The sequence below is a fragment of the Streptomyces sp. NPDC003393 genome, assembly GCF_053589015.1.
The window spans coordinates 17,476-31,914 of the sequence record NZ_JBSFRB010000034.1; the positions used below are offsets into that span (position 1 = coordinate 17,476).

Sequence of the window (14,439 nt, forward strand, 5' to 3'; positions counted from 1 at the left end):
CCAAGCACCGGCTCGAGCAACCTGTCTCGGAGTTGCGAGAACTCATGCCGACCAGATGCTGACTTACTGACGACGCGCCAGGTAAGCACTTCGTCGAGCACGGAGCCATCCTCCGCATCGACCTGGAAGTCGTTCAACGCACCCGGCAGCCCGTGCTTCATCCGGTCCCGAACCATTAGGCGGTCGAGCGGACCTGCGACTGAGCCAGCTCCAGCCGGAAGCCTTCCGGTGTCCGGATCGGTGACGAGGAACCGGCCGCTGAGCGGATCGGTCTGGACGTAAGTGGTCTGCCGTCAGCGCGCGCTGAGCCCCGCTGTGAGTGGGGCGACGATCTCCTGCATCGGAGCGGGGTTCTCCGGTGGCGACGTCAAGGTCACGGCTGAAGCGTTCGATCAGGCCGTGGGGCTGCACGGCGTATCCGCCGGCTCAGATGGAACTGCTGGGAGTGCCAGGTATGACTCACCGGGCGATCGAGCGGGACGAGGCAAATGCGGTCGGCTGAGCGAGGCAGACATGTCCGCAGGCAGAAGAGCCGGGACGGCGCGCGTCGCCTGCCCCGTCGCGGCCGCGCTCCCATCATCCGTGTCCGGTGCAGTCCCGCCGCCGCTTGCCCGTCGGCACTGTCCTGCTGCAAACCCGGCGACCACTCCGGGCCGACCCGCCAGCCGCTCCCTGGCAGACCGCGAGCCATACGACCGATGAGACACGCCCGCCTGACGACCCGCGGGCAGCCGCCAGGCCCGTCGCTACAAATCAACCCCGCAATATGTTGACAACGTCAACGCATATATACGATCCTCTTCAACCGGGACGGTATAGCCTCCCTTGCGGGATACACCCACCGCGCACGCAACGGGTGAAATGGGGAGGGGCAGTGCACCTGGAGACGGTCGGCAGACGTTTCCGCATCACGGGCGTGGTCGGACGCGGAAACATGGGCGAGGTGCACCGGGCCGAGGACCTCGAGGCCGCCCCGGACTCCCCGCACCGGCAGGTCGCCGTCAAGACCCTGCTGCGCAGCCGGACCGGAGGCGCGATCGACACCTCGGGGACCGGCAAGGAGACCGCCCGCTTCCGCCGCGAGGTGCGCATCATGCGCATGCTCTCCCAGGGGCACCCGAACCTCACCCTCCTGATCGACGGCGGTGTGGACGACGCCGAGGACGGCGGCGGCCTGCCGTATCTGGCGATGGAGCTGCTCGACGGCAGTCCGCTCGCGGACCTCATCGACGAGGAGCCCCAGCTCCCCGTCTCCTGGGTCGCCGCCATCGGCGCTCAGATCGCGTCCGGACTCACCGCCGCGCACACCGCCGGGGTCGTCCACCGCGACCTGAAGCCGGCCAACGTGATGCTGACCGGTGACGGCACCGTCAAGGTCCTCGACTTCGGGATGGGCTCGATCGTCGACGACCCCGACCAGACGCGCCTGACCAGCACGGGCGTCAGCCTCGGCACAGCCCGCTACATGGCGCCCGAGCAGTTCCGCGCCGAGCAGGTCTCCGCCTCGGCCGACCTCTACGCGCTCGGCTGCATCCTCTACGAACTGCTCATCGGCCGTCCGCCGTTCTCCGGCCGGACCCACTACGAGATCTCCGAGCAGCATCTGCGGGAGCTGCCGCCCAAGTTGACGCTGGTGCGTCCGGATCTGCCCGCCGGTCTGGTGCGGCTGGTGGAGCGTCTGCTGGAGAAGGACGCCGAACACCGCCCGGAGAACGCCGCGTCGGTCCGTGAGGCGCTGGTCCCGCTCGCGCTTGCTCAGGACGCCACGGCCGCCCTGCTCGCTCCGCACTGGCAGCAGATGGACCCGGTGGCGCGGCTGCGCGCCCTGCTCCCCGAGCGGGCCCCCGCCGTACCCGCGCCCGCGCCGCGCAGGCAGCCGCGCCTGCCGGAGGCGATGGACGTCTTCGGTATCCACGCCGACCTGATCACCGAGTACGAGAGCTTCACCAAGAGCGGCACGGTGATCCGGGACGCGCGCATCGAGGGCTTCGTCGCCGACGATCTGAGGGCGAAGTCGCAGTGGCCCGACCCATGGCTGTCGCTGAACCCGTTCTTCGCCGACGGCGGCCAGGTCACCGACCTGGTGCGGGACGGCGTCCTGCACCCGAAGTGCGCGGAGATCTTCCAGGCGGGCAAGAAGGAGACCTCGTCGCGTCCGGACGGACGGCCGCTGACCTTCCACCTGCACCAGCGCCAGGCGATCGAGGCCGCGCAGGCGGGCGACTCCTACGTACTGACGACCGGCACCGGCTCCGGCAAGTCGCTGTCGTACATCGTGCCGATCGTCGACCGCGTCCTGAAGGAGCGTGAGGCGGCGGGACCGAACGCCGAGCGCCGGGTGCGGGCGATCGTCGTCTACCCGATGAACGCACTGGCCAACTCGCAGCTCGGGGAGCTGGAGAAGTACCTGCGCCACGGTTTCGGGAAGGGCCGCGAGCCGGTCACCTTCGCCCGGTACACCGGGCAGGAGTCCACCGAGGAGCGCCGTGAGCTGCGCAAGAACCCTCCGGACATCCTGCTCACCAACTACGTGATGCTGGAGCTGATGCTGACCCGGCCGGACGACCGGTCCAGCCTGATCCGCATGGCCGAAGGGCTGCAGTTCCTCGTCTTCGACGAGCTGCACACCTACCGGGGCCGGCAGGGCGCCGACGTGGCGTTCCTGATCCGGCGGGTCCGCGAGGCCTGCCGGGCGTCGGAGTCCCTCCAGTGCATCGGCACCTCGGCGACGATGTCCACCGAAGGAACCTGGGACGACCAGCGGCGTGAGGTGGCGAAGGTCGCCAAGCGGCTGTTCGGCACGACGGTGCTGCCGGATCGGGTCATCGGCGAGACCCTGGTGCGGGCCACCGACGAGGCGCCGGAGTCCGTGCCCGCCGAGCGGCTGCGGGTGCCCTCGGCGCCCCGGTCGTACGAGGCACTGACGAAGGACCCGTTGGCGCGCTGGGTGGAGTCGCGGTTCGGGCTGAAGCAGGAGGAGGGCACGGGCCGGCTGCGTCGCCGTGCCCCGGCGACCGTCGAGGAGGCGGCGGCGGAGCTGTCCGCCGTGTCCGGTGTCGCCGAGGAGGCCGTGCGCGAGGCGATCCGCACGACGCTGGAGGCGGGCGCGCAGGCCAAGCACCCGGTGACGGAGCGGCCGCTGTTCGCGTTCCGGCTGCACCAGTTCCTGTCCAAGGGCGACACCGTCTACACGACGCTGGAGGACCCGCTCACCCGGCCGCTGACCCGCACCTATCAGCTGGAGCAGCCGGACAGCGGCGGCAAGCCGCTGTTCCCGCTGGCGTTCTGCCGTGAGTGCGGGCAGGAGTACCTGACGGTCTGGCGCACCGAGGACGGCGGCGCGTTCCGCTACGAGCCGCGCCGGGACACCTCCGCCTCCGGGGGGCGTGAGGGCGAGGGCTACCTGTATCTGGGCATGCCCGGGCAGGACTACGAGTGGCCGGCCGACCCGCAGAAGGCCGTGGACGACCGCCGGCTGCCGGAGTCGTGGCTGGAGCCGGACGCGAACGGCGGGATGACCGTCAAGAAGTCCTACCGCCCTCGTCTGCCGAAGCGCGTCGTCGTGGACGCCCACGGCAACGAGTCCGGTGAGGGCCTGGTGGCGGCGTTCGTGCCGGCGCCGTTCCTCTTCTGCGTGCACTGCCAGGTCAGTTACGAGCAGACGCGCGGGCGGGACTTCGCCAAGCTGGCCACCCTGGACCAGGAGGGGCGTTCGTCGGCGACCTCGCTGATCTCCGCGTCGATCGTGAAGTCCCTGCGGGCAGTGCCCGAGGACAGCCTCGGCAAGGAGGCGCGCAAGCTCCTCACCTTCGTCGACAACCGGCAGGACGCGTCCCTGCAGGCAGGGCACTTCAACGACTTCGCCCAGGTGACGCAGTTGCGCGGCGCGCTGTACCAGGCGGCGGTGCAGGCGGGTGAGGACGGGCTGCGCCACGACGACCTCGCCGAGGCCGTCACCGAGGTGATGGGCCTGACGCCCCGCGACTACGCGACGGGCTCCCACCTGCCTCCGTCCATGGAGCGCCGGGCGGCGAAGGTGTTCCGGGACGTCGTCGGGTACCGCCTCTACCGGGACCTGGAGCGCGGCTGGCGCATCACGATGCCGAACCTGGAGCAGACCGGTCTGCTGCGGATCGACTACGAGGACCTGGACTGGGTGGCCGCCCAGCCGGACCGCTGGCAGTCCGCGCACGCGGTGCTGCGTGACGCCGATCCGGCCCTGCGCGAGGAGATCGGCCGCACGCTGCTCGACTACATGCGGCGTGAACTCGCCATCGACGTGCAGTACTTCCGCGACGACTTCGACACCTTGCAGCGGGCGAGCGAGGAGCGCCTGACCGGACCGTGGGTGCTGAGCGACTCCGACCAGCCGACCGTCGGCACCGCCTACCCGTACGGCTCGCGGCCGGGTATGGAGCGGTCCGCGCTGTTCCTGTCGGCGCGCGGCAAGTTCGGCAAGTACCTGCGGCGGAACCTGCCCGCGCTGCGTGAGGCGTCCGCCTCCCTTGACGATGTGCAGGGCGTCATCGAGGACCTGCTGAAGGTACTGCGGGACGCCGAACTCGTACGCGAGGTGGAGGCGACCCCGGAGCGCTCGGGGCCGGCCTTCCGCCGCCGCGCGTCGGAGAAGCGCACCGGTTACCGGGTGGCGGCCGCCGCGCTGATCTGGCGGGCCGGTGACGGCGAGCGGGGCGCGGTCGACCCGCTGGCGCGCACCTACAGCAGCGGCGAGGGACCCCGCGTCAACCCCTTCTTCCGCGACCTGTACCGCACGGCGGCGGCCGAGCTGGCCGGCCTGTTCGCGCGGGAGCACACCGCGCAGGTCACGCCGGAGGACCGGCTGGAGCGCGAGCGGCAGTTCCGCGACGCCGAACTGCCCCTGCTGTACTGCTCGCCGACGATGGAGCTGGGCGTGGACATCTCCTCGCTCAACGCGGTGATGATGCGCAACGTGCCGCCGACCCCGGCGAACTACGCGCAGCGCTCGGGCCGCGCGGGCCGCTCCGGCCAGCCCGCCCTGGTGACCACGTACTGCGCGACGGGCAACAGCCACGACCAGTACTACTTCCGGCGCTCCCAGGACATGGTGTCGGGGCAGGTGGCCCCGCCGCGCCTGGACCTCGCCAACGAGGACCTGGTCCGCTCGCACCTCCAGGGCATCTGGCTGGCGGAGACCGGGATGAAGCTCGGCGCCGCGATCCCGGACGTCGTCGACGTCGCCTACGACCCGGACGGCGGCGACCGTCCCGACCCGCAGATGCCGCTGCCGCTGCTGGACGGCATCCGTGACCTGTCCCTGGACGAGGGCGCCCGCCGCCGTGCGGTCGCCGCGGCCCGCACGGTCCTCGCGCCGCTGATCGCGGACTTCGAGGCGACGACCTGGTGGTACGACGAGTGGATCGAGGACCGGATCGAGCGCGCCCCGGCGAAGTTCGACGCGGCGTTCGACCGGTGGCGGGACCTGTTCCGGGCTGCCGTCATCGACCAGTACGAGCAGAACAAGCGGGTCGTCGACCACACCCTCTCCCCCGGTGAGCAGGCGCGGGCGCGCACCCGTCGCCGGGAGGCGGAGACGCAGACGAACCTGCTGCTGAACCGCTCCACCGACAGCAAGTCGGTGATGAGCGACTTCAACCCGTACCGCTATCTGGCGTCCGAGGGGTTCCTGCCCGGCTACAGCTTCCCGAGGCTGCCGCTGGCCGCGTACATCCCGCGTTCCGGCAACCGCCGCAACGCCGACGGCGACTACCTGCAGCGGCCCCGGTTCCTCGCGATCCGCGAGTTCGGCCCCGGCGCGCTCATCTACCACGAGGGCGCCCGCTACCAGGTGACCCGGGTGCAGCTGCCCCCGGACGCCTCGGGCGACCTGGCGACGGCGGAGGCCCGCCGCTGCGACGGCTGCGGCTACCACCACGACGTCAGGGCCGGTTCCGACCTGTGCGCCATGTGCGGCGAGCCGCTGCGCGGCAAGCGCACGGGCCTGCTCCAGCTGCACACCGTGTACACGACCCCGCGCGAGCGGATCTCCTCCGACGAGGAGGAGCGGCGCAGGGCCGGTTTCCGCCTGGAGACGTCGTACGCGTTCCAGGACCACGGCGCCCGCAAGGGCCGTCTCACCTCGCACGTCGCCGACGGGGACGGCGCGCCCGTCCTCGACCTGGACTACGGCGACTCGGCGACCGTCCGCATCACCAACCTGGGCCGGGTCCGCGACAAGGAGGGCGAGCCGGACGGCTACTGGCTGGACCTGGGCGACGGCCGCTGGCTGAACGACCGGGCTGCCGCGGACGCCATCGAGGGCACCGGCATGCCGGTGGTCGACGAGGACGGCAACGAGAAGCGCCGCAAGAAGCGGGTCCTGCCGTACGTGGAGGACCGCCGGAACATCCTGGTGGTGACGCTGGACGAGCCGCAGCCGGAGCCGGTGGCGCTGTCGTTCCTGTACGCCCTGGAGCGGGGCATCGAGGCGGCGTTCGAGCTGGAGGACTCCGAGCTGACGGCGGAGCTGCTGCCCCCGGACGACGGGCCGCGCCGCCGCCTGCTGTTCACGGAGGCCGCGGAGGGCGGCGCGGGCGTGCTGCGCCGTATCCAGCACGAGAAGGACGCCCTGGCGAAGGCCGCCCGGACCGCGTTGAAGATCTGCCACTTCGACCCGGACACGGGCAAGGACCTGGGCGGCCCTGCAAAGGACGAGAAGTGCGTCCGAGCAAAGCGCGAGAAGTGCGCCCGCGGCTGCTACACCTGCCTGCTGACGTACGCCAACCAGGGGCACCACCGGCAGCTGAGCCGGCACACCGCCCGCCCGCTGCTGCTGCGCCTGGCCGGCGCCCGTACCGAGCGGGAGGACCGGGGGGAGTCGCGCAGCGAGGCGTTCCGCAGGCTCGTCCCGGCGGCGGCCGCCAGTGCGGGCACCACGACGACGGCTGGGGACGCTCCCGCCGCCGCCGGGGACTCCCCCGTGTCCGTGCCGACGCCGCTGGAGACGGACCTGGCGGCGCTCGTCGCGCAGGGCGATCTGGTGGGCTGGCTGAAGGCGAAGGGCTACCGGCTGCCGGACGAGGTCGACGTGTTCGTCGACGGGGCGGCGGCGCGGCCCGACCTGGTGTTCCGTCTGGAGGGCGTCCACCTCGCCGTGTTCGTCGACACCCCGGACCGCCCTGCCGACTCCTCCCGTGACGTGGAGGCCGGCTACCGCCTGGAGGAGGCGGGCTGGGACGTGCTGCGCTTCCCGGCGGACGCGGACTGGGACGCCGTCGTCGAGCACCACGCCGCCTACTTCCACCTGCGCTGACCGTCCCGCGCCCCCTTTCGACCTCCCGACGTATCGACCCGAGGAACTGAGACATCCCATGAGCCTCACGTACACAGCCGGCTCGCTGGTCGCGGCCCGTGGCCGGGAATGGGTGGTGCTGCCCGAGAGCGCCCCCGACATGCTGGTGCTGCGCCCGCTGGGCGGGAGCGAGGACGACATCGCGGCCGTCTTCCCCTCGTTCGAGGAGGTGCGCCCCGCCGAGTTCGCCGCGCCGAGCCCGGACGACCTGGGCGACCAGCGGGCCGCCGGTCTGCTGCGCACGGCGCTGCGCATCGGGTTCCGGTCGGGCGCGGGCCCGTTCCGCTCGCTGGCGTCGATCGCCGTCGAGCCCCGCGCCTACCAGCTGGTGCCGCTCCTGATGGCGCTGCGGCAGCGCACGGTACGGCTGCTGATCTCGGACGACGTCGGTATCGGCAAGACGGTCGAGGCGGGCCTGATCGCCAGGGAGCTGTTGGCGCAGGGCGAGGCGACGCGGCTGGCGGTGCTGTGCTCCCCCGCGCTGGCCGAGCAGTGGCAGGGCGAGCTGCGGGAGAAGTTCGGCATCGACGCGGAACTGGTGCTGGCGTCCACGGTGTCGCGCCTGGAGCGGAACCTGGAGCTGGGCCAGTCGCTGTTCGACCGGCACCCGTTCACGATCATCTCGACGGACTTCATCAAGTCGACCCGCCACCGTGAGGACTTCGTCAAGCACTGCCCCGACCTGGTGATCGTCGACGAGGCGCACACCTGCGTGGCCGCCGACGACCCCGCGCAGGGCGGCGCGTCCTCCGCGACGAACCAGCTCCGCTACGAGCTGCTGCGGAAGGTCTCCGCCGACGCCGACCGCCACCTGCTGCTGCTGACGGCGACCCCCCACTCCGGCAAGGAGTCCGCGTTCCGCAACCTGCTCGGCCTGGTGCGGCCCGAACTGGCGACGCTGGACCTGGAGAACCCGGCGGGGCGAGCCAAGCTTGCCGAGCACTTCGTGGCCCGCAAGCGCGCCGACGTGCGCGACTACCTCACCAAGGAGGACGGCCTCGCCGACGACTCGCTGGCGGAGCGGACCGTGTTCCCGTCCGACCGCTGGACGAAGGACGAGCCGTACAAGCTGACGCCCGCCTACCGGGCGCTGCTCGACGACGCGATCGCCTACGCCGCGGACCGCGTGCACGCGGCCGGCGAGCAGGGCAAGCGGGAGGCCCGCATCGCCTGGTGGTCGGTGATCGCCCTGCTGCGTTCCATGGTGTCGTCCCCGGCCGCCGCCGCGCAGACCCTGAAGACGCGCTCCGAGTCCGCCACCGCCCGCACCGCGCACGAGGCGGACGTGCTGGGTTCCCCGGTGGCCGCCGACTCCGCCGAGAACGACCGGCTGGAGGGCATGGACGTCGCGCCCGGCGCCGCCGAGTCGGAGGACGCGGGCGCGCGGCTGCTGGAACTCGCCGGGCGCGCCGAGGAGTTGATGGGTCCGGCGGGGGACGCGAAGCTGAAGGCGCTGACCAAGCACCTGAAGGACCTGATCGGTCAGGGCTACCACCCGATCGTCTTCTGCCGCTACATCCCCACGGCCGACTACCTCGCCGCGCAGCTGGACGGCAAGCTCGGCAAGAAGACGAAGATCGCCGCCGTGACCGGCACGCTCTCCCCGCAGCAGCGCCTGGAGCGGATCGAGCAGCTCGCCGCCGAGGCCGCCGAGGCAGGCGACGACCCGGGCGTGCGGCGCGTGCTGATCGCCACCGACTGTCTCTCCGAGGGCGTCAACCTCCAGCACCACTTCGACGCCGTCGTCCACTACGACCTGGCGTGGAACCCGACCCGCCACGACCAGCGCGAGGGCCGCGTCGACCGGTACGGGCAGAAGCGCGACCAGGTCCGCGTCATCACGATGTACGGCGAGGACAACGGCATCGACGGCAAGGTCCTGGAGGTGCTGTTCAAGAAGCACCGGCAGATCAAGAAGGACCTGGGCATCTCCGTCTCCGTGCCCGACGAGACCGCGAGCGGCGTCACGGACGCCGTGGTGGAGTGGCTGCTGCTGCACGGCCGGCAGGGCAGCCAGGAGAGCCTGTTCGAGATGGACGCCCACCAGGAGTCGTTCGACCGCATCCAGCGGGAGTGGACGTCGGCGGCCGAGCGGGAGAAGACGTCCCGTTCCAAGTACGCGCAGCGTGCCATCCACCCGGAGGAGGTGGCCCGCGAGGTGGCCGCCGTACGGGCCGCGCTCGGCGGTGCGGAGGAGGTGCGCGAGTTCACGCTGGAGGCGCTGCGGGACCTGGACGCGCTCGTGCGCGATCCGCGGGACGGCAGCGGTGACTTCACGGCGCAGGTCGGCGGCACCCCGGCGGGACTGCGGGACGCGCTCGCGGCCACGCTGGGCAACCGGCTGGTCGAGGAGGATCGCGCGATCCCGTTCCGTACCACGCCGGCGATCGGCCGCGGCGAGGCCGCCCTCGTCCGGACCGACCCGGCGATCGGGGCCGTCGCCTTGTACGTCCTGGACTCGGCACTGGACGCGAAGGCGCAGGGTCCGCGCCCGGCGCGCCGCTGCGGTGTGGTGACGACGGACGCGGTGAGCGTCCGCACCACGCTGCTGCTGGTCCGCTACCGCTTCCACCTCACTCTGCCGTCCCGTTCGGGTGAGCGGCAGGTGGTCGCCGAGGACGCGCGGCTGCTGGCCTACGAGGGTCTGCCGCAGCGCGCCCGCTGGCTGGAAGACGATGCGGCCGCCGCACTGCTCGGCGCCCGCGCCACCGCCAACACCCACGAGCTGGCCGCCCGCAAGGCCATCACCCGCGCGCTGGAGGGCCTGCCCGGCCTCGCCGACCACCTCACCGAGTACGGCACCCGCCTGGCCGCCGAACTCGACGCCTCGCACCGCCGCGTGCGCAAGGCCAACGAAGAGATCGTCCGCGGCCTGAAGGTCGTCCCGCAGGAGCCCGCCGACGTCCTCGGCGTGTACGTCTACGTGCCGCCCGCCGCCCCCGCCGCCTCTACCGTGTCCGGAGCCGAAGCCTGATGTCCGCCGCCGCCACCCGCACCGCCCTGGCCTACACCGCCGTCACCACGGTCGGCGGTCTGCTCCCCGCCGACATGCTGCTGCGCATCGCCGAGGCGCGGAACCTGCCGGGCACCAAGCCCGCCGACTACGGCCTGCCGGCCTCCGTCCCCGTGCGGGACGAGGCCGAGCGCGCCTGGGAGTACCTCAAGCCACTGTGGCGCGAGCTGCGCGCCGCGCTGCCCTCCGACCCGGTCACGGGCGCGCCGTCCGCCGACCCGACGGGCCGCGCCGGCTCCGACTGGCTCGCCCAGCTCTTCCGCAAGCTGGACTTCGGCGCGCTGACGGAGGTCGGGGCGGCGGGCATTCCGGCCGACTCGGATGTGGAGAAGCGGTTCCCGGTGTCGCACCGGCATGGTCCGGCGCTGGTGCACCTGGTGGCGTGGAACCAGGAGTTGGACAAGCGGCCCGCGGCCGGTCAGGTCCCGGCGCAGTCGATGCTCCAGGACTGCCTGAACCGTACGGAGGCCCACCTGTGGGCGGTGCTCACCAACGGGCGCCGGCTGCGGCTGCTGCGGGACTCGTCGTCCTTCGCGACGGCGGCGTACGTCGAGTTCGACCTCGAGGCGATCTTCGACGGGGAGCTGTTCAGCGAGTTCGTCCTGCTGTACTGCGTGCTGCACGCGTCGCGGTTCGCTGTGCCGGATGGGGCTGCGCCGGCTGGGTGCTGGCTGGAGAAGTGGCGTACGGAGGCCGTCACGTCAGGGGCGCGTGCGCTGGACCAGCTGCGGCTGGGCGTGCAGAACGCGCTGACCGTGCTCGGGACCGGGTTCCTGCGGCACCCGGAGAACGTGCGGTTGCGGGAGGACGTGGACCCGAAGGCGCTGCGGGATGCGTTGCTGCGGCTGGTGTATCGGCTGCTGTTCGTGTTCGTTGCTGAGGACCGGGACGCACTGCTCGACCCGAACGCCAGTGAGCGGGAGCGGGAGGCGTACGAGCGGTACTTCTCGTCGGCGCGGCTGCGGGAGCGGGCCCGGCGGCGGCAGGGGACGGCACACGGTGACCAGTACGAGGCGCTGCGGATCGTTCTTGAGGCGCTGGGTAAGGAGGAGGGCCGTCCTGAGCTGGGGCTGCCCGGTCTCGGTGGTCTGTTCACGCACACGGAGGCCGACGCGCCGCTGGACGGGCTGAAGCTGTCCAACGAGTCGCTGCTGGCTGCCGTGCGGCACCTGGCGCAGGTGCGGGACCCGGGTGCGCGGCGGTGGCGGTCCGTCGACTACCGGCACCTGGACGCGGAGGAGCTGGGCTCGGTCTACGAGTCGCTGCTGGAGCTGGAGCCGAAGCACTCGGCGACGGAGCGGACCTTCGAGCTGATCGGGGTCGCGGGGAACAGCCGGAAGACGACGGGGAGTTACTACACGCCGTCGTCGCTGATCGAGTGCCTGTTGGATACGACGCTGGATCCGGTCATAGACGACGCGGTGAAGCGGGGCGAGCAGCGGGCCACGGAGGCCGGCCGTCCCGACCCGACCGACGACATCGTCGACGAGCTGCTGTCCCTGACGGTGTGCGACCCGGCCTGTGGTTCCGGGCACTTCCTCGTCGCTTCGGCTCGGCGCATCGCCAAGCGGGTGGCTTCGGTGCGGGAGCGCAACCCGGAGCCTACGGTCGATGCCGTGCGCCATGCGCTGCATGAGGTCGTCGCGCGCTGCATCTACGGCGTTGACCTCAACCCGATGGCCGTCGAACTGGCGAAGGTGTCGCTGTGGCTGGAGGCGCTGGAGCCGGGTAAGCCGCTCGGGTTCCTCGACGCGCATGTCAAGCACGGCAACGGGCTTATCGGGGCGACGCCGAAGTTGCTGGCGGAGGGGGTTCCGGACGACGCGTTCAAGCCCGTCGAGGGGGACGACAAGAAGTACGCGGCTGCGCTGGTGAAGCGGAACAAGGCACAGCGCGCGGGGCAGGACGAGCTGACCTTCGACACGGACGTCCCGCCTGGCAACGACCAGTACGCCGCCGAGCTGGCCCGGATCACCGCGGCCCCGGCCGACTCCTTGGAGCAGGTGCGGGCGCAGGAGTCCGCCTACCGCGCCTACGTCGAGTCCACGACGTACGTGCAGGACCTGCATGCCGCTGACGCATGGTGCTCCGCGTTCGTCTGGCCGAAGTGGGAGGGGGTACCGGAGGCGCCTACCGATCAGGTGTTCCGGACGCTGCGAAACCGCGACCAGTCGGCAGTGCCGGACGCCACGCACGCCGAAATCATGAGTCTGCGGGATCAATACCGGTTCTTCCACTGGCATCTGGAGTTCCCGAAGGTGTTTTCGGTTCCAGAGTCAGGTCTGGGCGTCCAGCCGGAGACGGGCTGGGCTGGTGGGTTCGACGTGGTGGTGGGGAATCCGCCATGGGATAGTGTGAACTTGCCCGAAATTGAATTCTTCGCAGTACGAGCGCCCGACATCGCGGCCACCAATAATACCGCTGCCCGCAAGAAGAAGATCGAGGCACTCAAGGATAGCCCAGACACCGTCGACCTCTACGACGAACACGAGGCCGCGAAGCGTAAGGTCCTCGGCGAGAGTCACTTCCTACGAAACTCAGGTCGTTACCTTTTGACAGGGCAGGGCAACCTCAATCTATACGCGCTATTCGCTGAGGTTGACCGCATCCTGACCGCTGATCGAGGTCGTACAGGTGTCGTCGCCCCGACCGGCATCGCTACGGACGCTCGTACGCAATACTTCTTCAAGCACCTGGTATCAACTAGGTCCCTGGCTGCACTGTTCGACTTCGAGAACCGTGGCGGTCTCTTTCCCGCAGTAGACTCACGCATGAAGTTCTGCGTTCTATCGTTCACTGGCCGAAGCCTCCAAGTACCCGCAGCCAGATTCGCGTTTTTCCTTCACGACCCGCTTGAGTTGGACTCCCCCGAAAATATCTTCCTTCTCACCCCTGAGGAAATCAAGCTACTTAACCCCAATACGGGAACTTGCCCCATCTTCCGCTCCCGCCGAGACGCTGAGATCACGCTCGGCATCTATCACCGTGCACCAGTCCTCCTTAATGAGTCCGAGAAGGAGAACGGCAATCCGTGGGGCGTGTCCTTCAACCAGGGGTTGTTCAACATGTCGCACGACTCCCACCTCTTTCGCCCTTCCGCAGCGAACGGCGAGACGCTTGAATCGATGCTTACCGACGGGTGGCAATTCGACGGCAACCTCCTCGTCCGGGGCAACGAGCGACTACTGCCGCTGTACGAGGCAAAGATGTTCCATCACTTCAACCACCGCTGGGCCACCTACACCCGCGAGGGCCAAACGCGGGATCTCAGTCTGACAGAAAAAATGAATCCGGGTAGCGTTGCACACCCTCGCTACTGGGCTGCCGAACACGAAATTCCAACCGGAATGGTCGACAAGCATGGCGCTGAGGTCAAAGCGGATGGCGTGAATCAACGACTGACGAACCGCGGCTGGACTCACGACTGGCTCCTCAGTTGGCGTGACATCTGCCGAGCTACAGATGAACGCACGATGATCAACACCGTGATTCCTCGCGTCGCCGCACCTAATGCAACGCTGTTGATGTTCCCGTCTCGGGGCCCCGTTGCTGGCCTCGTGGGATGCCTTTCGTCCTTCGCACTGGACTTCACGGTACGGCAGAAGGTCGGCGGAACACATCTCTCGTTCTTCACGGCCCAACAACTCCCAGTCCTCACCCCGCAGCAGCTTTCACCTCACATGGATGTCGTAACCCCCCGCGTTCTCGAACTCGCCTATACTGCTTACGATATGGCCCCCTTCGCCGCCTACCTCGGCGACGACGGCCTCCCTTTCCACTGGGACGAGGAACGCCGGGCTCATATACGCTGCGAGCTGGACGCTCTCTTCTTCCACCTGTACGGCATTAACCGCGACGATGTGTCGTACATCCTTGATACGTTTCCAATTGTCAAGCGAAAAGATGAGGAAAAGTACGGAGAGTTCCGCACCAAGAACCTGATCCTCGCCGAGTACGACCGCATGGCCACCGCCGGCCTGACCCTGGAAAACCCGCTCACCGAGGGCGAGTCCGGTACCTACCAGTCGACCCTCACCCCGCCCCCCGGTCAGGGACCGCGCCACGACTGACCCACTCCTGGGGTGGCCGCGCCCAC

3 protein-coding genes and 1 pseudogene are annotated in these 14,439 nt (G+C 70.1%); 3 read left to right on the forward strand and 1 reads right to left on the reverse strand.

Going from position 1 to position 14,439, the window contains the following annotated elements:
- Window positions 1–224: 224 nt before the first annotated feature.
- A pseudogene (locus ACWDUZ_RS27485) lies at window positions 225–423 on the reverse strand (nucleotidyl transferase AbiEii/AbiGii toxin family protein); the annotation flags it as partial.
- 451 nt (window positions 424–874) lie between these two features.
- Here ACWDUZ_RS27485 and ACWDUZ_RS27490 point away from each other — a divergent pair.
- Genes ACWDUZ_RS27490 through ACWDUZ_RS27500 form a run of 3 tightly spaced genes read left to right on the forward strand, consistent with a single transcriptional unit; the run spans window position 875 to window position 14,413 of the window.
- Window positions 875–7,291 (forward strand): protein kinase domain-containing protein, encoded by a 6,417-nt coding sequence (locus ACWDUZ_RS27490; RefSeq protein ID WP_451634487.1) that lies wholly within the window; start codon window positions 875–877, stop codon window positions 7,289–7,291.
- A 58-nt stretch (window positions 7,292–7,349) separates the two neighbouring features.
- Window positions 7,350–10,304, forward strand: a complete 2,955-nt coding sequence (locus tag ACWDUZ_RS27495; RefSeq protein ID WP_451634488.1) for a helicase-related protein — start codon at window positions 7,350–7,352, stop codon at window positions 10,302–10,304.
- Window positions 10,304–14,413 carry an Eco57I restriction-modification methylase domain-containing protein gene (locus ACWDUZ_RS27500; protein WP_451634489.1) on the forward strand — a complete coding sequence of 1,370 codons (4,110 nt, stop codon included), beginning with the start codon at window positions 10,304–10,306 and terminating at the stop codon, window positions 14,411–14,413. Before ACWDUZ_RS27495 ends, ACWDUZ_RS27500 begins: the two co-directional genes overlap by 1 nt.
- The last annotated feature ends 26 nt before the right edge of the window (window positions 14,414–14,439 follow it).